This window comes from Aquimarina algicola (assembly GCF_006443095.1).
Lineage (GTDB): Bacteria > Bacteroidota > Bacteroidia > Flavobacteriales > Flavobacteriaceae > Aquimarina > Aquimarina algicola.
In genome coordinates this window covers 112,188-138,460 of sequence record NZ_VFWZ01000009.1, presented here as the reverse complement: position 1 = coordinate 138,460, position 26,273 = coordinate 112,188, and the positions used below count along the sequence as shown (strand labels likewise).

Below are 26,273 nucleotides of genomic sequence, written 5' to 3'. Positions count from 1 at the left end.
AATTTTAGCTATGAATATTAAAAAGAATTTGACAATATTAGTATTGCTTTCTGTATTCATCATAACATCTTGTACAGATGATCTTAATACAGAACCAGAAATAGAACAAACACTAGGTGCCGCTTTAGAAGAAGATCCTGATGCCATCAAAGGACTTCTTGCTAAACTATATGGAGGTCTTGTCCTACATGGTATTGGTGCACTTGAGGGAGATGATCAGTTAACCGATATTATTGGTGATGATGCAGGATCAACAGTATACCTTAGAAGCCTTTGGAATCTTCAGGAAATGACTTCTGACTTGGTAAAAAATAGATGGGGAGATGATGGATTAGATCCTCTAACGACAACTTCAGGTTGGGTATCTACAAATAAATTTCTGGGATACATGTACAACAGAATTTATTTTCAGGTTGGGCAGATTAATAATTTTATGCTTGAAACTGAAGGGTTAGATTTTGAACAAAAAGAAATCATCAGAGCAGAAGCAAGATTTCTTAGAGCTTTAGCATATTATCATGGTATGGATTTATTCGGGGGAATCCCTCTTGTGACAGAAGCAGATGGTATTGGTGGTGCTTTAAAAGAAAAATCTACAAGAGCAGAAGTATTTACGTTTGTAGAAAATGAATTATTAGCCATCAAGGAAACAATCCCGGCTTCTAATGAATATGGTAGAGCAAACAAGGCTACAATTAATATGGTATTAGCCAAAATTTATCTTAATGCAGAAGTATATACAGGAACTTCTCAATACGATAAAGCTTTGAGTCTCTCTGAAGAAGTTATCAATGATTCTAACTTCTCTCTAGACGATAATTATCAATCTGTTTTTCAAGGAGATAATTTCACTTCTCCTGAAATTATTTTTCCACTGATAGGAGATCGAAACAATGTTCAATCGTTTGGTAATACTACTTATTTGGTAAATGGAAGCTATAATACCGAGACAATGAATGTAAAAGCGGATCCAAATGATGATGATAGTCCTCTATTATATAGTATTGCTGACTTAGGTGCTCAAAATGGTTGGGCTGGTCACCGATGTACAAAAGCGTTATACGGATTATTCGGAACACTTAATGATAATAGTTTTGATACAGGTGTTGATGAGTCTGATGAAAATAATGATAAAAGAGCAATTTTCTTTACTGCTGGACATAGTTTTGAAATGGGGGATTACAGAGAATGGAATAATGGGTATCCTACTACCAAATTTAGAAATAGCTATGCAGAAGGGACAGCTCCGGTGATGAATGCATCAGACATAGACTTCCCGATGTTTAGATTAGCAGATGCATATTTAATGTATGCAGAGGCACATCTTAATAATGGTGGAGGAAATAGAGCTACTGCATTAAATTTAATTAATGAATTAAGAAGGAGAGCGTATGGAGATGATTCTGGTAACATCTCTGATGCTGAACTAACCCTAGACTTCATTATAGACGAAAGAGCTCGCGAACTTTACTACGAAGGTCATAGAAGACAGGATTTAATTCGTTTTAAAAGATTTACAGGAGGCGCTTATATATGGCCTTGGAAAGGTGGTACTGCAGAAGGAACAGCCATCCCGGCAAATTATAACTTGTTCCCTATTCCATTAGAAGCATTGCAGGCAAATCCAAACCTTAAACAGAATCCAGGATTCTAATCAAAATTATGAATTAAAAAAATCACTCTAATGAAAAATTTAATTAAAATTTCGGTCATAGCAACTATAGCGCTGTTATCGTTTGCTTGTGATAATGATGATGATAAAATTATCTCTCAACCCAATGAAACTGTTCAATTAACAACCACAGATATCAAATTAGAGCTTTCTGAAAGTCAAGCTTTAGACTCTATATCTATTTCGTGGAATGAGAGTGATTATGGTATTAATACAACCGTAAACTATACAATAGAAATAGCATTACCGGGTACGGATTTCTCAAATCCAATTTTTGTTACAAAAACTACGGGCACAGAATATAAATGGAATTTAGGAGAGCTGAATAGTCAAATGCTTAGAGCCGGTCTAAGCTGGGATGTAGAGGGAGTTATAGAATTGAGAGTAAAATCGTCTTTGGGAAGTGCTGATGCTGATCAACTTATATCCGATACAATTACCTTGACTGCTACTCCATATTTTGTGCTCATTGTATTACCAAATAAGCTTTGGTTACCGGGCGGGTATGCTAATGCAAGTGGTTATGGAAACGACTGGAGTCCAGGTGATCCAGAAACCCCAACTATTGCTGCTCCAAAAATAGGAGATACTAATTATGAAGGATATGTTTATTTTGCAAACGACGACTCTCAATTTAAACTTATAGAAGGTCCGGAGTGGAATGTGTTTACAGATTATGGTTTTCAATCTACTGAGGGTATCTTATTTGATGGAGATGGAGAAAACAATTTACCTGTTGCTGAAGCTGGTTTTTATAAAGTAGAAGCTGATACCAAAGATCTAACATATTCACTCACCAAAACAGATTGGGCTGTAACTGGATCTGCTACTCCTCTTGGTCTTGCACCAGAACAATCAGGGCCTGACCAAGATCATGATATGGTTTATGATAAAGATACCAAAATATGGTCTGTAACTCTAGATCTATCTGTTGGAGAAATCATGTTTAGAGCAAACGATGCATGGGATATCAGCTTTGGAGGTGTTGGAGGTTTCTTAAATACCGAAGAGAATAATGCTATCCCGATTGGAGTTGCCGGTAATTATACTATCAATGTTGATTTTAGTAACCCAAGAAGATATACGTATACCATAGTTAAAAATTAAAATTATGAGTTAGCTAATTAAAATAAAAGGTTGTTTCTGACAAGAAGCAACCTTTCTCATTTAAAACCACAAATCATGAAAAAAACTATTCATTTATTTCTTCTACTTTTTGTAGTAAACATTATCAATGCTCAACAGCAAAATGCAACATTTACAATTACCCCGGATATATTTGAAGAAAACGACGAAATTACCATAACGGTTTCTAATATTGATCCGAATATATGGGGAGTAACAGACATTTATTTATGGGCTTGGTATTTTGAGCAGGGAAGCAATAATGCTAATAATGCTCCAACTAATGGAGAATGGATAAATTCTAACGAAGCCAACAAATTTACAAACAATGGTGATGGTACGTACTCTTTTACTTTTACACCATCGATATTCTACAATACAACAGGAATTGATAGAATTGGAATGTTAGCCAAGGCAAAAGATGGTTCCGGAGACAAAAAAACACAAGACAATGTTGTAGATGTCGGTGCATTTGATCTATCACTTATTCAACCGTCAAAAAACATCACTATTGCAGATAGAGACTCTCCTTTTTCAATTAAAGCAAATACAACTATCCCAGCAGATTTCATATTGACCGCCAATGGTGTAATCATAAACATTCAACAGGGAATTATCAACTATGATTATGAATATACAGTAGAAGACGATACAGAGTTTATATTAACAGCAAATGACCCTAACACTACAAATACAATATCAAAACAGTTTTCTGCATTAATCTCTCCAGAAATCAATGAAGCACCTGTTCCTATTGGTATGCAAGATGGTATAAATATCAATCCAGAAGACCCTACTTCTGTAACTTTAGTCCTATATGCACCAGAAAAAAACTTTGTTCATGTAAAAGGTAATTTCAATAATAACAATTGGACTTTGGATGATAAATATCTTCTCAATAAGGATACTGAACAAAATCGATTTTGGATTACGCTAAATAACCTCCCAAATAATTCTGATATTCTTTTTCAATATGTTGTAGAAGGAAGTATATCAATTGCAGATCCCTATTCTACATTAATTCTTTCAGAATTTAATGATGTTTTTATAGATGAAAATACGTTTACTGACATACCCGATTACCCTACAGGAAAGACACAGCATGCTGTTTCTTGGTTCAAAACAAATGAAAATGCTTATGATTGGAAAGTAAAAGATTTTAACCGACCAAAAACAACAGATTTAGTTATCTATGAATTATTGATTAGGGATTTTGATGAATTGCACTCTTTTGAAGCTGTAAAAAATCGTTTGGATTATTTACAAGATCTCGGTATCAATGCTATTGAGTTAATGCCGGTTTCTGAGTTTGATGGAAATATTAGCTGGGGGTATAATCCTTCATTTCATATGGCTTTAGATAAATATTATGGCTCCCCTACTGCCTTTAAAGAATTTGTAGATGAATGTCATTCTAGAGGAATTGCTGTGATATTAGATGTAGTTTATAATCACGCTACTGGCCAAAATCCGTATTACAGAATGTGGAATGATTGTAACGGTTGTTATACCGGTAAAGTAACTTCTGAGAATCCTTTTTTTAATATAGGAGATACAAATACCTCATTTTCATTCTTTAATGACATGGATCATGAATCTCAAGCAACTCAAGAGTACGTTGATCAATTAAATGAATTTTGGTTAAAAGAATATAATATTGATGGTTTTAGATTTGATTTTACTAAAGGGTTTACCAACACAATTGGTGATGGTGGCGCTTTTGATCAAAGTAGGATCAATATTTTGAAACGCATGAATACCCAAATCAAAGATATTGACTCAGAAGCGTATGTAATATTAGAACATTTTGCTCCAAATGAAGAGGAAACTATCTTAATAAACGAGGGAATGCTTGTTTGGGGTAATCACAATTTTAATTACAATCAAGCTACAATGGGATATGATAATTCTGATTTTAGTGCTGTTTCATATCTATCAAGAGGTTGGGATACTCCTTCTAACATAAGCTACATGGAAAGTCACGATGAAGAAAGATTAATGTACAAAAACATTCAATTTGGTAATAGTAATGCCGACTATTCTGTAAAAAACCTTACAACCGCTTTAGAAAGAGTTTCTCTGGCTGGGGCATTCTATTTTACAATACCAGGTCCTAAAATGATTTGGCAATTTGGAGAATTAGGATACGATTTTAGTATTAATGCTTGCGAAGACAATAGCATTAGCGATGGTTGTAGAACAAGTCCTAAACCAATACGTTGGGACTATTATGAGGATACCAATAGAAAAGCTGTTTACGAGTTATATTCAAAATTAATTGCATTAAAGAAGAATGAACCTGTTTTTCAGACCAATAACTTTACACTTAATACTTCTTCTGATACTGCAAAATCAATACATCTTACAAGCTCATCTTTCAATCACCCTGGAATTAAAAATGTAACCATTATAGGAAACTTTGGAGTAGAACCTATAGAAATTGATCCTGAATTTCAAAATAGAGGGTTTTGGTTTGATCTTTTAGACGGTAGAAAAAGAGCTATTTTTATACGAGATGTGAATGCAAAAATCACTTTACAACCCGGTGAGTTCAAAATTTATGGAGATAGGCCTTATTTTCCTCGTATTCGAAGACCAAAAAAGCCAAGTATTGTTATCTATCCCAACCCAACTAGAAGTACTTTTGCGCTGAGAGAAAAAGCCGAAAAAATATCCATATTCAATAATCGAGGTATTTTAGTCAAGGAATTTGAAGGAAAATTTGCTCCTCATCAACAATTCCCAGTACGCGAACTTTCTAAAGGTTTTTACATTATAAAAGTGGAAAACAATACTAAAAATTATGTTACAAAGCTTAGCATAAAGTAATTTATTGTACGATATACCTTAATACAATGACCATCAAAGGACACTTTAAAATAAGTGTCCTTTGATCGTTATATCAATATAAATTCTCTATTAACGATATAACAATACAAAAATTAAAAAGAATTACTTTACTTTGTAGAACGTCTTCTTTAATAGAAGATGTTTTTTACACAAAAAAATTAATGATATAGTATTTAATGCCAAAATTTCCTTTTTATAAGCAAACAGAATCCAAAGATTGCGGGCCTACTTGTATAAAAATTATCTCTAAACACTACGGGAGAGTCATAAACATACAAAATCTTAGAGCATTAAGTGAAACTACACGAGAAGGAAGTTCTTTATTAGGGCTAAGTGATGCTGTAGAACAGATAGGATTTAGATCTCTTGGAGTCAAGTTATCATTAGAAAAACTAGACGAAGTACCACTACCCTGTATTGTACATTGGAACAAAGTTCATTATGTTGTTGTGTATAAGATTAAAACCAATAGAAAAGGAGAGATGACTATTTATGTTTCTGATCCTGCACATGGTTTGATTACATATACCGAAGAAGAGTTTTTAAAATCCTGGATTGGTAATAATGCAAATAAAGATACTGAAGAAGGTGTCGCGCTGCTTGTAGAACCGACTCCAAAATTTTATAGTGATAACCTAGATGAAGAAGATGAGAAATTTGGTTTCAAGTTTATTTCTAAATATGTTTTTAAATACAAAGCTTTTATTTTTCAGCTTATTTTGGGATTAACTGCCGGTAGTATTCTCCAGCTTATCACACCTTTTTTAACACAAAGCATCGTAGATGTAGGTATTAAAAATCAAGACTTAAACTTTGTATATCTTGTACTTATTGCAATGCTTTCTCTATTTGTTGGTAGAACGTTAATAGATGTATTACGTAGTTGGATTTTGTTGCATCTAAGTACTCGTATCAATATTTCTCTTATATCAGATTTTTTCATCAAATTGATGAATTTACCAATATCATATTTTGATGTAAAAATGACAGGAGATTTGCTTCAGCGGATCAATGATCATAAAAGAATAGAACAGATCCTTACCATGTCTTCACTCAATGTGCTTTTTTCTATGGTAAATCTTGTTGTATTCAGTATTGTACTAGTGTATTATAGTATTCCCATTTTTGGAATTTTTGCTATTGGTAGCTTTTTCTACTTTGTCTGGATTCTTATTTTCTTCAAAAAACGAAAAACTCTGGACTACAAGAGGTTTTCACAAATTAGCGAAGAGCAAAGTAAAGTGATCGAGTTGGTGAACGGTATGCAGGAAATTAAACTACATAACGCCGAAAAGAGAAAACGATGGAATTGGGAATTTGTACAGGCAAAACTATTTAAGATTTCTATCGAAAATTTAGCTTTAGAACAATATCAAAGTGTAGGTTCTTCTTTTATCAATGAGCTTAAAAACATTTTAATTACCGTATTTTCTGCTAAACTTGTAATTGATGGAGATATTACACTAGGTATGATGTTGGCCATTACTGCTATTGTAGGGCAGTTGAATGCTCCTATTTCTCAATTGATTAATTTTTTGAGAGAATTACAAGATGCTCAAATTTCATTAGAACGTTTAGGAGAAATCCATAATAAAGAAGATGAAGAACAAGCAGGAGACGAAAAAATAAAAGAAATCCCAGAAAGTTCTGGCTTTACTATAAAAAATTTAAGTTTTAGATATGTTGGATCAGACAAACCCGTTTTAGAAGAACTCAATCTCTCTATTCCTGCTAATAAAATAACGGCTGTTGTAGGAGTAAGTGGTAGCGGAAAAACTACCTTGATGAAGCTATTGCTCAAATTCTACGATCCTGACGAAGGACAGATTTTTATTGGTTCACATGACCTAAAAAACGTCTCACAAAAAGCCTGGCGAGATCATTTTGGTGTTGTCATGCAAGAAGGGTATATCTTTAATGATACAATAGCCAATAATATTGCTGTAGGAGATGACTATGTAGATAAAAAGAAATTAGCACATGCCGTTGATGTTGCTAATATCAAAGATTTTATAGAATCATTACCCCTATCGTACAATACCAAAATTGGTATGGAAGGTATTGGGTTGAGTACAGGACAGAAGCAAAGATTGTTTATAGCCAGATCCGTATATAAGAATCCTAAATTCTTATTCTTTGATGAAGCTACTTCTGCATTAGATGCTAACAATGAAAAAGTAATAATGGAGAAACTTGATACATTTTTTACAGATAAAACTGTAATGGTGATCGCACATCGATTAAGTACTGTAAAAAATGCGCATCAAATTGTTGTACTTGATCAAGGTAAAATCATCGAAGTAGGTAATCATGAAGAATTAATCAAACAAAAAGGAAACTATTATCATTTGGTAAAAAATCAGTTAGAACTGGGTAAATAACAGGTAACCACAATACATTATGCCAGAATCATTAGACGACATACAATTACGTAGTGAAGAAGTACAAGAAATACTTACTAGAGTACCACACTGGATGATTAGATGGGGAAACCTATTAATTTTGGCTTTAGTTTTACTATTACTATTCTTATCATGGCTAGTTAAATATCCAGATGTTATCCCCGCAGAAGCAATTATTACAACAAGAATTCCCCCTCAAAAAGAATATGCCAAAGTAACTGGTAGAATAGAGTCTATTTTGGTCAAAGACAATCAAATTATTCCTAAAAACACACCACTGGCGATTTTAGAAAGTAGTGCAAATTATAAAGATGTTTTTTTACTAAAATCAATTGTAGATACCATAAAAGTAAATAGCGATTCTTTTGTTTTTCCCATTGATAAACTGCCTGTACTGTTTTTGGGAGATATCGAAACCAGCTATGCACTTTTTGAAAATAGTTATTCTGAATATATTCTAAATAAAGAATTGCAACCTTTTTCTAATGAGGCTATTGCCAATCAAGTCTCGTTATCAGAATTATATCGGCGATTAGAAAGCGTTAAAGCCCAAAAAAAGCTATCAAAGACAGAACTGGATTTTAATTACAAAGAGTTGCAACGCCAAAAAAACCTTTTTGAAAAAGGAGTTATTTCTGCACAAGAGTATGAAAGTAAAGAATTAGAATACCTTCAATTCAAACGTAATTACGAGAACAATGATGTTCAACTTTCTCAAATAAAAGAAAGTATTAGTAATGCTACCAAAACGTCAAAAGGTACAGAAATCAACAAAAGAAAAGAAGAGGTCAGTTTATTCAAAAAGGTACTACAATCCTTTGGACAACTTAAGAAAAGTATCAAAGATTGGGAGTTACAATATGTGATTACATCGGATATAGAGGGCAGGGTTTCTTTTCTTAATTTTTGGACAGAAAACCAAACTGTCTCTTCCGGTGATCTTGTATTTATTATTATTCCATCTGAAGATTCTTCTTATTTAGCAAAAATAAAAGCTCCATCGCAAAACTCAGGGAAAATAAAAATAGGTCAAGTTGCTAATATCAAATTAGAAAACTATCCAGATAACGAGTTTGGGACTTTAAAAGGTAAAGTAAAACATATTTCACTACTTCCTGATAAAGATGGATTATATTTAATCGATGTAGAATTACCTGAAAAATTGATAACTACCTACGACAAAGAAATCCCTTTTAAACAAGAGATGAGAGGTGTAGTAGAAATTATTACAGAAGACTTAAGGCTTATCGAACGTTTCTTCTATCAATTTAGAACACTAATGGACAAGTAATATTTTTTTACTTCGATCCTTTTTGAATATTTACAACTTTTCAAAAAAGAAAATAACTTAGAAGGAACTTTTAGATAAATACTAGCCTTTTTTGTTTTTCACTGAAAACAGTAAAACATCTAAAGATAAATACATCTATCTTTAATACTTAATTCATCTTATATAAATACTTTTTATAAGTATCCCTAAAACATCAAAGTAATTTTAAAATGTTCTGGAATAAAAAAAATCATTTACCCAAAGAAGAGGCTATTGTAACCATCACACACAAATTATTATTTTTAGAAAGGTTGCTAGGTGCAGATACTTTTGGTAGTTTCAATATTATAGAATCTATTGACACCAAAGCATCTTACGTAGATCAAAAAGAAAATTGCCAAGCTATTTTTGATGATATAAAAGTGGTTTTAGGATTACAAGAAGATCCTATTGTATTAGAATTTTTCTGGGAAAAACCGTTACAGTATCAAGAAAATGATGATACAACTGCTTTTAAAACAGCCGACCTGTATCAAACAGAAAATTTAAAGTTAGGAACATATCAAAAAAAAGAAAATCAATATATTGTATCAATAGAGATGTCTGTTTTAAGAGATCATGATAAAATGGTATATACCCTTGCTCATGAACTTTCTCACTATATATTATTAGCTCAAAAAGAACTTTTTTTTAATGATGAAACTCTAACTGATCTTCTAGTTTTGGCAACAGGGTTTGGCAGCTATTGGTATGCTGTATTTAAGAATGAAGAGACTACCGGTTATCTTTCTAAAAAAGAAGGTTTATATGCACTGGCATGGTTAAGTATTCATAAAAATGAAACCATCTCAATATCCGACCAATCAAAAACACTTAAAAAGTATCAAGATCATATCAAAAATGAAACGACATCAAATCATAAAGATAATACATCTGAATTATCTTTCTTATCTGTATTTTTAAATCATTGTATAAACATTATAGAAAATAAAGAGGTTAATGATTCATTTTTAAAAAACGTGCTCTTATATAATGAACAAGTGAAAAAAGGAAGAGCCTCTAAATTCAAAAAACACAGAACAGACGTTCTCAATGATATAAAAAATGAAATTCAACATCTAAAGGAAGAAAATCAAAAAGAAATTCTCACACTTAAAAAAGCGATTACACAAATAGAATTATATATACAACAACCTATAGAAGATTCTTTTTACAATCAGGTTTTAGAATACTGGACTCATTATGTTGAATTACGAGATCAAGAATTTGAACTGTTACTAACCAATTTTGAGAACAACAAGAAATTAGATATAGAAACCACACTACGCAATACACAGAGAACTGACCTAAGTTCTAAATTAGAGTTGTTGGTTAACAAAAAAGTTGATCGTATTAAAAACTAATCGTTTTATACAGAAAAACCTTCAGAAATAATTCCTGAAGGTTTATACTATATTGATATCTTCAAATTATTTTGAAGTAGAAGTATCTACAGCACTAATTTCTTTAGCATTTTTGCTTGCAATCCAATCTTTAACCAATTCTTCCAAAACATTAAGAGGTACAGCACCATTTGTAAGAACTACATCATGAAATTCTCTAATATCAAATTGATCTTGTAATTCTTTTTTTGCGTTTTCACGTAATTCAAGAATTTTGTTCATTCCAATTTTATATGCGGTAGCTTGACTAGGCATTACAATATGTCTTTCTACCATTTTTATAACATCACTTTCTGCATTAGGAGTATTGGTTGTATAATATTTAATTCCTTCTTCTCTTGTCCATTTTTTAGCATGTATTCCTGTATCTACTACTAATCTACAAGCTCTCCAAAGTTCCATTGCCAGTCTTCCAAAATCAGAATACGGATCGCTATAGAACCCTATTTCTTTGGGTAACAATTCGTTATACAACCCCCACCCTTCTGTATAGGCAGTATACCCACCAAACTTTCTAAATTTAGGGATTCCTTGAAGTTCCTGTGCAATAGAAATTTGCATATGATGCCCCGGGATTCCTTCATGATACGCCAATGCTTCCATTTGGTATCGAGGCATAGCTTCCATATCATACAAATTAGCATAATATGTACCTGGTCTTGAACCATCAGGGGTACCTCTTTGGTAGAAAGCTTTTCCTGCACTTTTCTCTCTAAAAGGCTCTACTGCTTTTACAATGATATCTGCTTTAGGCTTTGTGATAAATAATTCGTCAAGTCTAGATTTCATACTATCAATAAGTTTGACCGCTTCACCCAGATATTCTTCTTTTCCTTCTTTGGTATTTGAAAAGTAGAATTGCTTATCTTCTTTCATAAATGTAAAAAAGTCCTGAAGTGTTCCGTCAAAAGCAACTTGTTTCATAATTGCTTTCATTTCATTATGAATCCGCTCTACTTCTTTAAGTCCCAACTGATGAATTTCTTCTGCTGTCATGTCAGTTGTTGTAGTACGTTTTAAAGCATTATTATAAAATGCAGTACCTTTAGGAAATTTCCAACACCCATCTTCTGTTGTGGCTCTTTGTTGCTGCCCGTTTAGTAATGTAATCAAACTATCAAAGGCTGGTTTCACTCCTTCTAACAAAGCTTTTTCTGCATTAGCCACAAGCTCTTTTTGTTCTTCTTCAGAAAAGTCAAGTTTTGCAATTTTACTCTTAAAATCTGCTAATAACGTACTTTCATTTTTAGAAGTATCAAAAGGTTTGCCCTTGATGATATTTTTACAATCGTTAAGTACTTTTGTAAATACAAATTTTGGAGGTAGCACTCCGTTTTTTTCTCTAATTTTTATATTTGATATGACCTGAGCAAAAAGCTCATCCATACCATCTAATCTAGAAATATAGGCTTCTGCATCGCTTTTATTACTTATTCTATGCATATTGATCAAAAAAGCAGGAATCTCTGCCTGAATCCCATGCATTTGGTTTACAGGATAATTATAAAATCTATATTTAAAATCCTCAATTTCATTTTCAAGCCTTTGTTTCATCAACGTATAGCTTAGCAGTGTAGCTTTATCCAATTGAGAAGTATCTACAGAGTCTTTTAAGTAGCTTAATCGTTTTTTTGCTCTTGATAGATTCTCTGCATCTTTTTTAGAAGACATATCATCCCACTTACCATAATCTTCAGTTTTCATCCCTAAATAGGTTTGTCTCATAGGAGATTCTGAAACCTCTTCTTGAAATTGAGCTTCGAACCAATCATTAAGTTTTTTAGAATGTTCTTCTAGTGACTGGGTAGGTGTAGCATTAATTGCTTCGATTTTTTTTTGATCTTCTTTACAACCTACTAATCCAATGACAAATAGATATAAAAATATGATTGTTTTTATGTTATTCATGAGTGATAATTATTAGGGTTCATTAGTTATTTTGACAATAAAACTTCTATAGAAGAGTCATAATATAGTTTATGTGTTTGTTTTTTAAAATCTGAGTCCTTTGCTTTAAAAATGTTAGGAACATATGTTTGCGGATTTAGATCGATCAAAGGAAACCAAGTACTTTGCACCTGAATTTGCATTTTATGTCCTTTTTTAAAAGTATGGTGAACATCTTGCATCTTGATCGTAACATCTGTCTTGGCATTTGGTTCAAACGGTTCTGGTTTGCTAAAATCATTTCTGAAACGTCCACGCATTACTTCACTACGCACCATCATATGGTAATTACTCATTTTGAGATGAGATTGTGTTTCTTGAGTATCTTTGGCATCACCAGGATACACATCAACCAACTTTACAATCCAATCTGCATCTGTACCAGATGTTGCAACTTTTAATTTTGTAAGTATTTCACCGGATAATGTCATGTCTTCTGTCAATACCGGAGTTTCAAAAACCAATACATCTGGACGTCTGGCTGCAAATCTCTGATCATCTGTCATGTATTTTCTTGGTGTAAATACCATTTTAATATCTTCAGAATAAGGAACCGGTTTTTTAGGATCACTAATAAACGTTTCAAATCCTTCGGTGCTAGTTGTTGATAATTTTTGATTTTCAGAAAGGTAGAATGTCTTTTTTTCAACATTCTTTGGTGGCCAGTTTGCAAACGAATTCCATTCTTTTGTTCCGGTATCAAAAATTTGAATTTCTGGTAATCCAGTTTTTCCATCTCCTTCTCCCTTCAAGAAATGATTAAAGAAAGGAGTTTCTATATTTTTTTGAAAGTGTAACGAAATATCATCACCAAAATAAACATTACCAACAGCTTGGCGCTTTTTTGTTCTAGCCCAATCCCCATGACTCCAAGGACCAAAAACCATAATATTATAGTTATCGCCTTTATCTTCAATATTTTCATACGTTTCAAATGGTCCGTATAAATCTTCAGCATCAAATAATCCTCCAACAACCATAACTGCAGGTTTTATATCCTTTAGGTGTTGAATAATTCCTCTTTTTTTCCAAAATTCATCATAGTTAGGATGTTCTTTGAGTTGAGTCCAGAAAACATTATCTTCTTTATAATATTGATCAAGATTACTGAGAGGACCAGCATCTAAGAAAAATTGATATTGATCTTCGGTTGGTAACTCTGTAAATGTGTACCATGGTTTATCTATTGGTTTTGTTTTTTCGTAACCAAAAAGTGCAGTAACTCTCCAGTAACTCAATAAATAAGCGCCATTGTGATGAAAATCATCAAAAAAGAAATCTCCTATACAAGCTTGTGGTGAAACTGCTTTTAACGCAGGATGTGCATCTAGCAATGAGTATGTAGCATAAAAACCTGGATAAGAAATTCCCCAAGTACCTACTTTTCCATTATTATTTGGAACATTATTGACCAACCATTCAATAGTATCGTAAGTATCACTAGCTTCATCAAACTGTTTTCCTTTTTTATTAGGTATATAGGCTCTCATATTATCATAGACTCCCTCGCTCATCCAACGACCACGAACATCTTGATAGACGATTATATTACCTTCTTTCATCAAAAATTCATTAGGTCCTATTTTTGATCTGAATTGATCTTCACCATACGGTTTTGAACTATATGGAGTTCTCTGCATGATAATAGGATACTTTTTTGAAGTGTCCTTTGGAGTATATATAGTAGTATGAAGTTTGATCCCGTCTCGCATTACAATATCGACTTCCTTTTTGGTATAGTGCTCTTTAACATTATAGGAATTTGACTCTTGAGAATAGCACGAAATTGTACATAAAAATAATATGCTTTTGATAAGCATACGAATTGTAAGTTGCATTTTGATTAAATTTAGTTTGTTTAGGAAGATAAAAAAATGGAATTGTGAGTTAGACACCTTTAAGTATATTTTAACAATGTACTTTATTTGGATAAACTTATTATATCATAAAAAAACCTTTGACAATAATTGTCAAAGGTTTTTACTTGTTTACGTTTCTATTTATATCCTTGATATAAAAATTTTAGCATCACGAATTTGACTATTGAGGTTGGATATCGACTTCTATCAAATTATACCCTCCTCTTGGATCACCAAACCATGTTACACCAGGGCCACTATTGATCACCCCTTTTCCAAATTGAACATCATCGAGAGCAGAAACTCTTCTTATTGATGTATCTGCATCTGCTGCTCCTGTATTTGGTCCACTCTGATTCATTACCTGATCACCTCCAAATCCAACAGGCTGATCATCTTCTGTTCCGGCATCATACAAATAAGTTCTTGCACTTTCGGCAACACCAGAAAAAGGACTTCCGTTATCGTTGAACAACTTCTTACCAATATTATTTGTACTTATAAACCAGTCATTAGATTTTACAAACATAGTTCCAAATCCTAATTTATAATCTTGTCCTTCTGGTATTTGGATTGTAAAAGTAAAAGTTCCTCCCGGACCAATGGGTCCATCTTCTGCTGGTAATGCAACCGGGATTCCTAAATCTTTTAAGTAATTATAAGCAACCATTCTATCACCATCTTCTGCAATTTCTTCAAGTCCACTTGAGGCTTTTGCTGTATCACCTTGTGTAAACCAAGGATCACTATCGGTATTGAAAGCATATATCAAAGCCGGAGAAAATGGTGTTAATGAAGAAGAAAGCCTTAATGGTGTACCTTGTGAACCTGTTTCGGTAAACCAGTTATATAACATATCTGGCATACCATCCTCTGCAATTCGCTCTAAACCTACTCCTCTATCTGCTTCTCCAATTGTAAATAATGGTTCGGGCTGTGCGTGTAGTACGACCATTCCCGGAGTTACTACAAAACCATTATCTTGACTGGTTGCCATACCAGAATCTGGTGCATTAATTGCAGTAATGGTAAGTGTAAAAGTTCCTGCTGAATTTCCATCACCGTTGGTATAATTTAATACGGCTGTTACATAAATGTCTCCTGTTCCTCTACCTGGTACTAAACGTACTGATGTATTTGAATCTGCGGGTCCTACATTGGTTCCTGCAGAAGGAAAAGTACTTGGGTCTCCATCTGCTTCTGTTCCTAAATCATACAATGACAGTTGATCTGCAATATCCACATTATTAAGTGCTACCCCTCCAGGAAATAAATCAATTCCTTCTAAATCTGTTGGTGCCAAAAACCAATCATTACTATTACCCATCATTGTTACAGGAGTAAATTTGGTTCCGGGAACAGCTTGAAAAGATACTTGATATTGTGCGCCATTAATTCCTAATGGACCGGGACTTCCTGCTCCAACAGGTGTATTAAACACATGTACATTCAGATAATTTACTGTATTTTTGATCGTTACTCTAAACGTTGTGCTATTAACAGGAGTTGCATTACCCATCCCAAAAGTTGGATTAACTGCTTCTGACCAATCTGAAGCTGCGTCTCCTTCACCATCATAGGCAATACTATAGCTAGGTAGTCTTACCGACTCTACAAAATCTCCTGAAGTCCAGATCCCGGCATCAACAGCTACATTTTCTCGTGCACTACCTGAGGCTCCCCATTGAACAAAATCAATAATTGCATCTGGGTTTGTAAATGAATTTGTAGAATATAGCCCTAATCCTTCACTATCACCTAACTCATTCCAATCGATTACTAAAAACTCTCCAGGTGCTAATTCTGAGGTTTCTTTATCGGTCGTAGCATTTTGGATTTGTAAGTATTGACCTGGACCAAGACATAGCCAGTAAGGTCCTAAATCAACAGGAACAGTTCCATTATTCCATAGCTCTATCTTCTTATCTTCACCATAATTCACTTCATTAATCACTATAGAACGAACTTCATTATTAGGCATCGTAAGTACATTTTCTTCACCAAAAGTTACTGTAGTCGTCTCTGCCCAGTTTCCTGCTCCATTACCATCACCATCAAAAATGATACTATTATCTGCATTAGTTACAGTGGGAACAAATTCTCCTGCAGTCCAAATACCTGCTTGTACGGCAACATTTTCTCTTGCACTTCCTCCGGCTCCATATTGTACAAAATCTACTAATGCATCTGCGTTTGTAAATTCGTCAGAAGAATATAGACCAATCCCACCTTCTGTATCTGGTAAATCATAAGGTAATACCAAATATCCTTCGGCAGGAAGAACAATACTACCGCTTTGAGGGGTTATTGTTCCTATTCTTTCATAAGTACCAGGCCCTAAACATAACCAATAATCACTTAGATCAATCTCTTCGGTCCCTCGGTTAAAAATCTCAACCAAATCTGTCCCTTGATATCTTACTTCGTTTAAAACCACATTACTGGTAGTTCCGTCCGGGTTTCCATCCGGAGGTGTTGTAGCATCGTCGTCGTCACTACAAGAGGCAAATGCTAATACCCCTAACAATAAGTAAAAATTAATTTTTTTCATAAACATTTATTTTGCTTGTTTCTTTTAGACATATCACAAATGTAATCTGTAGACATGCATAGTTACAGTGACAAAAGTCACTATAAAATGTTAAAAAAATGTTATTTAATTAATTGATTTACAGATACTTAAAAACAAAATAACATCAACACCAATAGGCGCAAATAGCGCCTAAAAAAGAATAAAAGTGAATCTATATTTATGTGAGAATAGAAGGTTTAAGTTCTATATGTCTTTTATGCTGAATTAATAAATCTGTTGATTGTAATTTTTTTGTTAATCGTGAAACTACTTCTCTGGATGTACCCAAATCAGATGCTATTTGCTGATGTGACATCTGTATCATATTACAGTTTTGTAGTTTTGCTTTTTTAGTAAGATAATTTACGAGTCTATCTTCAATTTTATAACACACTACTTGTTTTGTTGTTTGTAAAAGGTCTTCATAATTACGTTGAAAATCTTTTAAAATGATCTGCGTAAAAGATGGATATTTAAAAAACCATTCTTTGACTTTTTCAATTGGAAGGCATAGCACTGTTGTTTCTTTTTCAGTTAGTGCAGAGAATCTTACTGCTTCTTTGCCAAACAAGTGATTAAAACTTAGGATGCAACATTGCCCCGGATGGATATAATACAACAAAAATTCTACTTCCTCTTCTTCTGCATACATTTTGATCAAACCATCTAAGATTATAGGTAGAAAGTTTAAATAACTTCCTTGTTTGACGACATGTTTACCTTTTGGAATTATTTTAAGTTGACCAAAGGATAAAATTTCTTCCTCCAATTCTTTTTTTATAAATGGAAAACATTTAGAAAGTTCAATTTTTTCATTTCGCATTTTTCAACTCATTTTGGTTGCGTTATTAAATAAGTCGAAAAATTAATGGTTATTTACAATTTTATAATAAAAAAAAAACCTATACCAAAATACAGATTAATTATTTTACCTTATAATTATTCAATCCTTCTTGTAACCAATCAAGATATTCATCAGCATTTGGTGTATAAGCTGTAGTGCGATTTAGCAGATTCATTTCTGAATCTATTAAAACATAATATGGTTGTGAATTATTCTGAAAATTAAGGGTTTGAAAAGTGGCCCACTTATCGCCAATTGTTTTTATTTTTTTGATTCTTCCATCTGGTTTTAGGAAGTTAAATTGTTGTTGTTCTGATAGCTTTTCTCGATCATCAACATAAAGCGAGATCAACACATATTTACTTTTTAATACTTCGATCACTTCGGGATGACTCCAAACTTGTTCTTCCATTTTTCGACAATTGACGCATGCCCATCCTGTAAAGTCTATCATGATCGGTTTATTTTGAGTCTTTGCAGCATCTATACCTTTTTCAAAATCTGTATACGCATTCAAGCCTAAAGGGCCATGCGCTTCCTTTTCATATAAACTGTAAAATAATGGAGGTGGAAAACCACTCAGCAATTTTAAGTTGGCATAAGCAGTATTTGTAAGTCCCGGAATCAAGTACATGACAAACAATAATGTAAATACTCCTAATGTTTTTCTTCCTAAACTTAGTTTTTGCAGAGGGCTATCATGTGGAAAACGAATTTTTCCAAAAAGATATAATACCATACCTAAGCCTATAAAAATCCAAATTGCAATAAATACTTCTCGTTTTAATAATCCCCAATGTTCTACCAAATCTGCATTTGATAAAAACTTGAAGGCTAATGCTAATTCTATAAATCCTAAAACTACTTTTACAGTATTAAGCCATCCACCGCTTTTAGGTAGAGAATTTAACCAATTAGGAAACAAAGCAAATAATCCAAATGGTAATGCCAATGCTAATCCAAAACCTCCCATTCCAAAACTTAATTGCATCGCTCCACCATCACTACTTAATGAGCCTCCTAACAGTGATCCCAAAATTGGACCTGTACAAGAAAACGATACAAGCGCCAGTGTTAATGCCATAAAAAATATCCCTATAATTCCTCCTACACTGGTTGCTTTGCTATCTAACTTTGTGCTCCAGGATGCCGGTAAGGTTATTTCGAAATAGCCAAAAAATGAGATTGCAAAAATGATAAATATGACAAAGAATATAACATTCAAAGTGACATTGGTAGAAATATTGTTCAGTATTTCGGGATCTAAAGAATCTAGTACATGAAAAGGTAAACTTAACAATACATAAATTGTAAAAATGAAAAAACCATAGGTAATTGCATTAAATAATCCTTTTTTACGGTCTTTTGCTCCTTTAGTAAAAAAAGATACAGTAAGTGGTATCATAGGAAATACACAAGGAGTCAATAATGCGATTAGACCTCCTAAAAAACCTAAAGCAAAAATGGTAATGTAGCTTTTTTCTTCTACCTGATCTGAAACAAATTTTTCTTTGCCTTTTATGTCAATATATAGTGCCTCTGACTTTGCTTGATCTTCTGCAGAAACAATTGTATTTGTTGTTTCAGATTCAGTTTTCTTCCCTGAAAGATTCAATGCAAACTCTATTGTATCTGGTGCAAGGCATTTTTCATCATCACAGACTGAAAAGAAAACCTCAGCATTTACACTTTTAATATTCTTATCTATGATTTTAATTTTTTGAGAAAATGTAACCTCATTTTCAAAATACTTTACATCCATCTCAAATATAGGGTCAAACTTTTCTATTCCTTTTGGTTCGATAGTTTCTCCTATTAATTCATAAGAATCTGAGGTGCTATTAAAAGTAAATTCTGTAGGGGTTGGCGCAATCTCATCTCCTTCTGCTTCATTTTGAGAGTATAAATGCCACCCAGAATCTAACGTAGCTTTAAAATATAATATATAAACATTTTCACTTTCTTTTTCTATACTAGAAGACCATTTTATTGGATCCAATGGTTGTGAAAAAGAGGCTAAAGAAACTAGTATAAGAGCTAATATTGATATTAAATTTCGCATCAGGTTATTGTAATTTTTAGTACTTGTTTAGTTTGAGGCATAATCTTGAATCTGTTGTCTGCTCTGTAATTTATAATCCAAACGATATCTTTTCCTGAGCATAATAACCAGATTCTTTCTTTGGCTAACAAAGATAATTTTTCATCTTTAAAATATTTGCTTAATTTTTTTTTACCTTTCATACCGAATGGATAAAAGTAGTCGCCTTCTTTCCATTTTCTTACAGTTAGGGGATATTTTAACTTTTCTTTGTCTACATAAATAGTCTTCAAATCTTTTTCTCCCACCTCTTCTATAGGCTTGATTTTCAATGTCCCTGAAGGGATCATAAGCATACATTCTGCTTCAGGGATATTATAATCCCTATTGGTAGTTTCTGCTTTAACTTTTGTAATCAACAAATAATCTCTGTCTTTTACGAGTCTGTGTGTTTCTGAAAAGATTTGTTTGCCTGATTGTGCAGTTAACATGTGTTCTACATCATTCCAAGCTTTAAAACCATATTCGTTAAGTAAAAAATAAAGGCAGGTTTTGGGATGGCCATATTCTCTTAATTTATGTATCGGTATTTTGAGTGTATCGTCATCAATATTTTGTAAAATCTCATTTTTAATCCTTTTTACCTGACTTTTCACAAATTCATTAGTCTGTTTAAGATTACCTATTGTAGTTTTAAAATTAGATAAAAATTGAGGAGAAAGTGTCTTTAAATCAGGAACAACTTTATGCCTAATCTTATTTCTTAGGTATTTTGTGTCCGAGTTACTACTATCTTCTCTCCAGACTAAGTTATTATGTGTTGCATAATCTAGTATCTGATCTCTAGAAAACAGTAACAAAGGTCTAATAAAAATATCGTTAACTTCAGGAATCCCAACCAGACCTTCTATTCCTGTTCCTCTTGATAAATTGATTAAAAATGTTTCGAGGTTATCATCGGCGTGGTGTGCCGTCAAAATAAAATCAAAACCACTATCTGTATGTAATTTTTTAAACCAATCATACCGCAATGTTCTAGCCGCCATTTGGATAGAAACTTTTTGTTCTTCGGCATATTTTTTTGTGTCAAAATGTATCTTATGAAATGATACGTCTAAATCATAAGCTAATTGAGCCACAAAAGCTTCGTCTTCATCACTTTCTTTACCTCTTAGATTAAAATTACAATGGGCAATACTAAATTTTAGACCAAGCAAATTACAGAGTTTTGCTAATACTACACTATCAAGTCCGCCACTACAAGCGATCAACAATTTGCTCCTAAGAAGAAAAGAAAATCTATCATTAATATGGTTTTTAAACTCGTGTAAAAACGTATTCTGCATAAGATCTTTTTGGTGTCATCAAATATACAATTTTGAACGGCTATCACAATTTTAAAAATAAAGCTTTCAACTACTGATTATCAAGTTTTTAACACTAAATATGATTTGTTTTGATTATTTTTAGAAAACAACTCTTAAATCAATCACTAATGAATGACATAGACAAGTTTCAGAATTTTTATACCGATGATGATCAAAAAGAGTTTGGTAGAAAGTTATTATCCATTGTACCGCATCTACATCCATATGTAAAGCATAGGCTTTATATTGCAGAAAGCATAGGAATTTTACCACAAAATATGTATTGCTCTAATGGGATCATAGATGATGCTATAGTAAAATTATATCATAATAAGCCAGATGTAGATATAGATACTTTATCTCTCGAACTTACACTTTTTAAAATAGCAGACGAACAAATCGATGAACTACATGTAAAAGAAGGTTGGCATCAAAAAAGTATTAGTACTAGTCATTTTTTGAAAGATGAACTCGAAAAACTGGAAGAAAATTTCACTGTAGAAGCAGATAACGAATTAATCATGAAAGAAGAGTTAGATGATATTTGTTATCATCAAGATGAACAAAATCAACAAAACTTTGTTTATGACGACCTCGACTCTGCTATATTAAAAGCCGTACATGATGTCCCATCATCAGATATTCGAAAACAAAAACTACTTGGTAAGTTTTATAGCTGGCTACCTCTTGAGACTTCAAAAATTATTGATCTCTTTGTTTTCGGTAAATTAAACTTTGAAGAGATTGCCACAATCAAAGACATGTCCGCCAATCACGTTAAAGAAATTATCATTGATGTAAGAAAGAGTTTTAGAAGAAATTTAATATAATCAAATTAACAAATATGTAAACAAACTTATATTTTATAATCATTTATAGTTTTGTTATTCTTTTACATCATTTCTCCAAAGTTTCTCATGCAATACTTTTTCTTTAACTTCTTTTCGATAATGTCGGCTTATAGGAATACGACTTGAGTCAATTATGATTTCATGGTTTTCTATAGATTTTATTTTGGGAATAGATACAATATAGGATTTATGAGTTCTGATAAAGTATTTATCTTTTAATTTTTGTTCTACATTTTTAAGAGGTATTAATGATATATATTTTCTGTTATAAGTATAAATACTAACATAGTTTTGTAGTGCCTGAACAAAAAGTATATCATCAAAATAAATTTTTTCAAATTTCTGATCACACTTTATAAAAAAATAATCATCTGAATGATTTTCGACCATAGATTTATTTGAGGCATTTTGTAATTGAAAAAAATCATTAGCCTTATTTACAGATTTTATAAAGCGTTGTAAAGTAATTGGTTTTAACAGATAATCCAACACGTCTAAATCATACCCTTCTAAGGCATAACTTGGATAAGCAGTAGTGAGAATTACCATGGGAAGGTTTGGAGTGTCTCTTAAAAAATCTATTCCATTGATCTTAGGCATCTGAATATCCAAAAAAATTAAATCAACTTTTTTTTGATTCAAAATATTAGATAACTCAACTGGATTAGTACCTTCTCCAACTTGTTCTAAGAACTCTATTTCTGTAATATAATTATTTATACATTCTCTTGCCAAAGGTTCATCATCAATTACGACGCATCTTATCATAGTTGGTATGGTGTTAGTTGAGGAGCAACATACTCTTCAAGATTTAATATAAGTTCTACTGAAAATTGGTTGGCATTATGATTAAGTTTTAGATCATAATATTTAGGGTACAATAATTCTAATCTTCGTTTCACATTTTTTAGACCTAAGCCCCCATATACTACTGCATCTCTAGAAACTTCGTGATGATTATCGACCGTATTCGAAATTTTGAATATGAATTGATTTTCGATCAAATCAGCTTTTATTTCAATTATATTAGACTTATCAGTATACTGCGAAACGTGTTTGAATGCATTTTCTATAAAAGGCATTAATAAAAATGGTGCTATAGAAAGATTATTTGACGCTACAACAGAAAATTCAGATCGAATCATAAAATTATCATTTTGTCTCAGTTCTTCTAGTTCTATAAAACCTTTTATATATGATATTTCTTTGGATAATAAAATTTGATGCTCATTACATTCATACAACTGATATCGCAATAACTCAGAAAATTTAGCTAAAGATTCTGTCGCCATATCAGTATTTTTATTGATCAAAACAAAAATTGAATTGATCGTATTAAATAAAAAATGTGGATTGAACTGTGATTTCAAAAACTTTAATTCGGTCTCTAATTTTTCTTTTTCTAAAATTTGTTGTTTTTTCTGAGAAGACAACCAGTTCTTAGCTAATTTGATACTCATACCAAGCGTCATAGATCCTATTGAAGAAGGAAGTGTGTTGTGTAAAAAAACTTTGTATAGTTCCTCTATAGGAAACTTTTGATACCCTTCTAATGGGAAAAAATAATACCATACAATACTTGGTACTAAAATTAATGAAGCCATTACTATTATAGTAATGATTACAAGTACAACATACATCAAGTATTTTGACTTAATTAAATACTTAGGAATGAGATAATACAAACAGAAGTAAACTCCTATGGCTTGAATTACTATAAATGAAGTAAACGAAACAAAACCTGAAGGTTGACTAATTTGATCAAATGCATTGGTAAACCCGCCTTTGAAAACGACCCACCAAGAAAAGTGATATAAAAACCAAAATACAAGGTGATATACTTTGTATTTAACTATCCAACTATATATAGATTTAACAACACTCAAATTATTCCTAATTAAAACCTAAATCGAATGTACAACATTTAACACAAACACCTATTTATCAATTATTAAAGGTATACTTTTATTGATGAGATGTATGATTTTATTGACAAGATGCTTTTTAAGTTATTTTTAAATATAATTGTACTCAACTTTCTAAGAATAGGGGTTTAGTCATGTATTGACGACAGGTAATCAATTTCATTTTACAGATGTTGCTTTTTACTATTGATTTGTAGCATATCAATCTATTAAAAATCAATAAAATGCAAAAGTTAATCATCTCCATCATGCTAGTCATTACGAACTCAATCAACTATTCTCAAGATATGATCGCCGAGGTACAAAATACATTTCATAAAACTGAAATCAAAAAAAGTACTCCATTGTCTTTTGAAGAAAAAACTCAAAATAATAATACTCCTAATCACATAAAATATTTTGAAGATTTAGCTTCTAAATGGGGTAAAAAACAAGTGTATCAATTTGGTAAATCTAAAGAACATTTTAATGCCACTTTCAAATCCAACAAAGGTCAAATAATAGCTACCTATGATGAAAATGGCTCATTAATAGCGGCAGAAGAACATTTTAATAACCTGGCACTACCCAAACATCTAATTTTTTCCATTTATGAAAAATATAAAGGTTGGAAAGTCATCGGTAATACATATTCTACTTCATATAAAAAAAGAAAGTATTTGAATACAGTATACGAGGTACAACTACAAAAAGGTAGCAAAGTAAAAAATATAAAAATTGATACTAATACTATACACTAATATTCAATAACTTAAGAAAAGTAATGTTTGTAAATATTACTTTTCTTAGGCTTCAAGAACTTCTCTCATTGCTTTTGCCTTAAGTAAACATTCTTCGTACTCTTTATCTGGATTTGATTTTGCAGTAATAGCACTACCAACAGTATATGAAATATATTTTTGTTGTTCATTATATAAAATACTTCGTATTACAACATTAAAATCAAAATCTCCAAGCGGAGTAAAATATCCAACAGCACCACTATACACTCCTCTTTTTGTAATTTCTAGATTTTCTATGATCTGCATTGCAGAAATTTTTGGGGCTCCTGTCATACTTCCCATAGGAAAGGTCGTTTTGATCACATCTACAGGAGAAGTAGTTTTGTTAACTTCTGAGGTAATTGTCGAAATCATTTGATGTACCTGTTCAAAAGAATAGACTTTGCATAATTCGTCTACAATTACAGAACCTTTTGTTGCTGTTCGAGACAAGTCATTACGAACCAAATCTACAATCATAATGTTTTCAGACCGTTCTTTAGGATCATTTTTAAGATGATCTATCAATTCATTGTCCTCTTTTTTATCTACAGCTCTTTTTGCAGTTCCTTTTATAGGTTGTGAAATAATTTTTTGACCTTCTTTTCTAAGATATCGCTCAGGAGAAGCACTTAGCAAGTACCAATGATCTGTTTTAAAAAAAGTAGCAAACGGAGCTTTAGATATTTCATTAAGATGTCTATAGGTCTCTAAAGGATCAATACAACTATCCGTTGCAAAAAACTCCTGACAAAAATTAGCTTCATAAATATCACCTCTATGAATATGAGATAGCATTTTATTCACTCGACTTTTATACTCATCTTTGGTAATTCTCAAACTGATTTTGATTTTATCACAAGGATCATCATTATCACTAGCTTGAGTGTTCTCTCCCATTTTATGAAATAAGAAGGATACTTTATCAAAATCTTCAACAATCTCATCATCTACCATTCGTAGATAATGCATTTCTATAATATTATCTTTAAATAAAAAAAGCTTTTTAGGCTGAAAAAAGTATAATTCAGGAAAACATAAGTTATCAATATTGTTTGACGAGAGTCCTTCTACGTCATTTTTCAAATCATAAGATAAATATCCAAATATCCAATCAGAGATTTGTGATTGATACTCTGATAATTTTTCAAAAGCATTATGATAACCTGTTCTAATAGATGTTAATGCATCTACGGCCAACACTGCATCATAACTTGAATATTGTTGCGAATGTTCGTTAGAATCTAACCATGCAACATCGTCAAATTGTTGAGCCCAAATCAGTAAGTGTTCTTTGAATTTTTTTGGATGATTTAATGTATATTTTTTAATGCTACGCACCTAA

At 32.1% G+C, this 26,273-nt stretch carries 17 protein-coding genes; 8 read left to right on the top strand and 9 right to left on the bottom strand.

Going from position 1 to position 26,273, the window contains the following annotated elements:
- Positions 1 to 10 precede the first annotated feature (10 nt).
- From FHK87_RS22435 to FHK87_RS22410, 6 genes are all read left to right on the top strand, one after another.
- Entirely contained in the window at positions 11 to 1,654 is a 1,644-nt protein-coding gene (locus FHK87_RS22435) for a RagB/SusD family nutrient uptake outer membrane protein (RefSeq protein WP_140597024.1), read from the top strand.
- A 30-nt stretch (positions 1,655 to 1,684) separates the two neighbouring features.
- Positions 1,685 to 2,779, top strand: a complete 1,095-nt coding sequence (locus FHK87_RS22430; RefSeq protein WP_140597022.1) for a SusE domain-containing protein — start codon at positions 1,685 to 1,687, stop codon at positions 2,777 to 2,779.
- 75 nt (positions 2,780 to 2,854) lie between these two features.
- A complete protein-coding gene (locus FHK87_RS22425; protein ID WP_140597020.1) occupies positions 2,855 to 5,626 on the top strand; it encodes an alpha-amylase family glycosyl hydrolase in 2,772 nt (923 codons plus the stop codon).
- A gap of 197 nt (positions 5,627 to 5,823) precedes the next feature.
- Positions 5,824 to 8,028, top strand: coding sequence for a peptidase domain-containing ABC transporter (locus tag FHK87_RS22420; RefSeq protein ID WP_140597018.1), 2,205 nt, complete (start codon positions 5,824 to 5,826; stop codon positions 8,026 to 8,028).
- Positions 8,029 to 8,047: 19 nt separating this feature from the next.
- The gene (locus FHK87_RS22415; protein WP_140597016.1) at positions 8,048 to 9,340 is read left to right on the top strand and encodes an HlyD family secretion protein; all 1,293 of its coding nucleotides are present in this window, start codon (positions 8,048 to 8,050) and stop codon (positions 9,338 to 9,340) included.
- A gap of 209 nt (positions 9,341 to 9,549) precedes the next feature.
- Positions 9,550 to 10,722 (top strand): hypothetical protein, encoded by a 1,173-nt coding sequence (locus tag FHK87_RS22410; protein ID WP_140597014.1) that lies wholly within the window; start codon positions 9,550 to 9,552, stop codon positions 10,720 to 10,722.
- A gap of 66 nt (positions 10,723 to 10,788) precedes the next feature.
- Here the strand turns inward: FHK87_RS22410 and FHK87_RS22405 are convergent, their stop codons facing one another.
- The 6 genes from FHK87_RS22405 to tilS form a co-directional block, all read right to left on the bottom strand.
- Positions 10,789 to 12,669 carry a DUF885 domain-containing protein gene (locus FHK87_RS22405; protein ID WP_140597012.1) on the bottom strand — a complete coding sequence of 627 codons (1,881 nt, stop codon included), beginning with the start codon at positions 12,667 to 12,669 and terminating at the stop codon, positions 10,789 to 10,791.
- Between the two features lie 26 nt (positions 12,670 to 12,695).
- On the bottom strand, positions 12,696 to 14,546 hold the full coding sequence (locus FHK87_RS22400; protein ID WP_140597010.1) for a CocE/NonD family hydrolase: 1,851 nt from the start codon (positions 14,544 to 14,546) through the stop codon (positions 12,696 to 12,698).
- Between the two features lie 202 nt (positions 14,547 to 14,748).
- A complete protein-coding gene (locus FHK87_RS22395; RefSeq protein ID WP_140597008.1) occupies positions 14,749 to 17,118 on the bottom strand; it encodes a spondin domain-containing protein in 2,370 nt (789 codons plus the stop codon).
- Between the two features lie 199 nt (positions 17,119 to 17,317).
- Complete coding sequence (locus FHK87_RS22390; RefSeq protein ID WP_140597006.1) at positions 17,318 to 17,962, bottom strand: Crp/Fnr family transcriptional regulator; 645 nt, start codon at positions 17,960 to 17,962, stop codon at positions 17,318 to 17,320.
- Positions 17,963 to 18,062: 100 nt separating this feature from the next.
- A complete protein-coding gene (locus tag FHK87_RS22385) occupies positions 18,063 to 20,045 on the bottom strand; it encodes a protein-disulfide reductase DsbD family protein (RefSeq protein ID WP_140597004.1) in 1,983 nt (660 codons plus the stop codon).
- Positions 20,045 to 21,370, bottom strand: a complete 1,326-nt coding sequence (tilS, locus tag FHK87_RS22380; RefSeq protein ID WP_140597001.1) for a tRNA lysidine(34) synthetase TilS — start codon at positions 21,368 to 21,370, stop codon at positions 20,045 to 20,047. The genes FHK87_RS22385 and tilS overlap by 1 nt, the downstream gene beginning before the upstream one ends.
- Before the next feature lie 149 nt (positions 21,371 to 21,519).
- Between tilS and FHK87_RS22375 the strand changes: the two genes are divergently transcribed.
- Positions 21,520 to 22,221: a hypothetical protein gene (locus tag FHK87_RS22375; protein WP_140596999.1), complete on the top strand. Its 702-nt coding sequence runs from the start codon at positions 21,520 to 21,522 to the stop codon at positions 22,219 to 22,221.
- A gap of 54 nt (positions 22,222 to 22,275) precedes the next feature.
- Here the strand turns inward: FHK87_RS22375 and FHK87_RS22370 are convergent, their stop codons facing one another.
- Both FHK87_RS22370 and FHK87_RS22365 read right to left on the bottom strand, forming a co-directional pair.
- A complete protein-coding gene (locus FHK87_RS22370) occupies positions 22,276 to 23,010 on the bottom strand; it encodes a LytR/AlgR family response regulator transcription factor (protein WP_140596997.1) in 735 nt (244 codons plus the stop codon).
- Complete coding sequence (locus FHK87_RS22365) at positions 23,007 to 24,128, bottom strand: sensor histidine kinase (RefSeq protein ID WP_140596993.1); 1,122 nt, start codon at positions 24,126 to 24,128, stop codon at positions 23,007 to 23,009. The genes FHK87_RS22370 and FHK87_RS22365 overlap by 4 nt, the downstream gene beginning before the upstream one ends.
- Before the next feature lie 263 nt (positions 24,129 to 24,391).
- Between FHK87_RS22365 and FHK87_RS22360 the strand changes: the two genes are divergently transcribed.
- On the top strand, positions 24,392 to 24,907 hold the full coding sequence (locus FHK87_RS22360) for a hypothetical protein (protein ID WP_140596991.1): 516 nt from the start codon (positions 24,392 to 24,394) through the stop codon (positions 24,905 to 24,907).
- A 45-nt stretch (positions 24,908 to 24,952) separates the two neighbouring features.
- Here FHK87_RS22360 and pabB read toward each other — a convergent pair whose 3' ends face one another.
- Positions 24,953 to 26,269 (bottom strand): aminodeoxychorismate synthase component I, encoded by a 1,317-nt coding sequence (gene pabB, locus FHK87_RS22355; RefSeq protein WP_140596988.1) that lies wholly within the window; start codon positions 26,267 to 26,269, stop codon positions 24,953 to 24,955.
- Between the last annotated feature and the right edge of the window lie 4 nt (positions 26,270 to 26,273).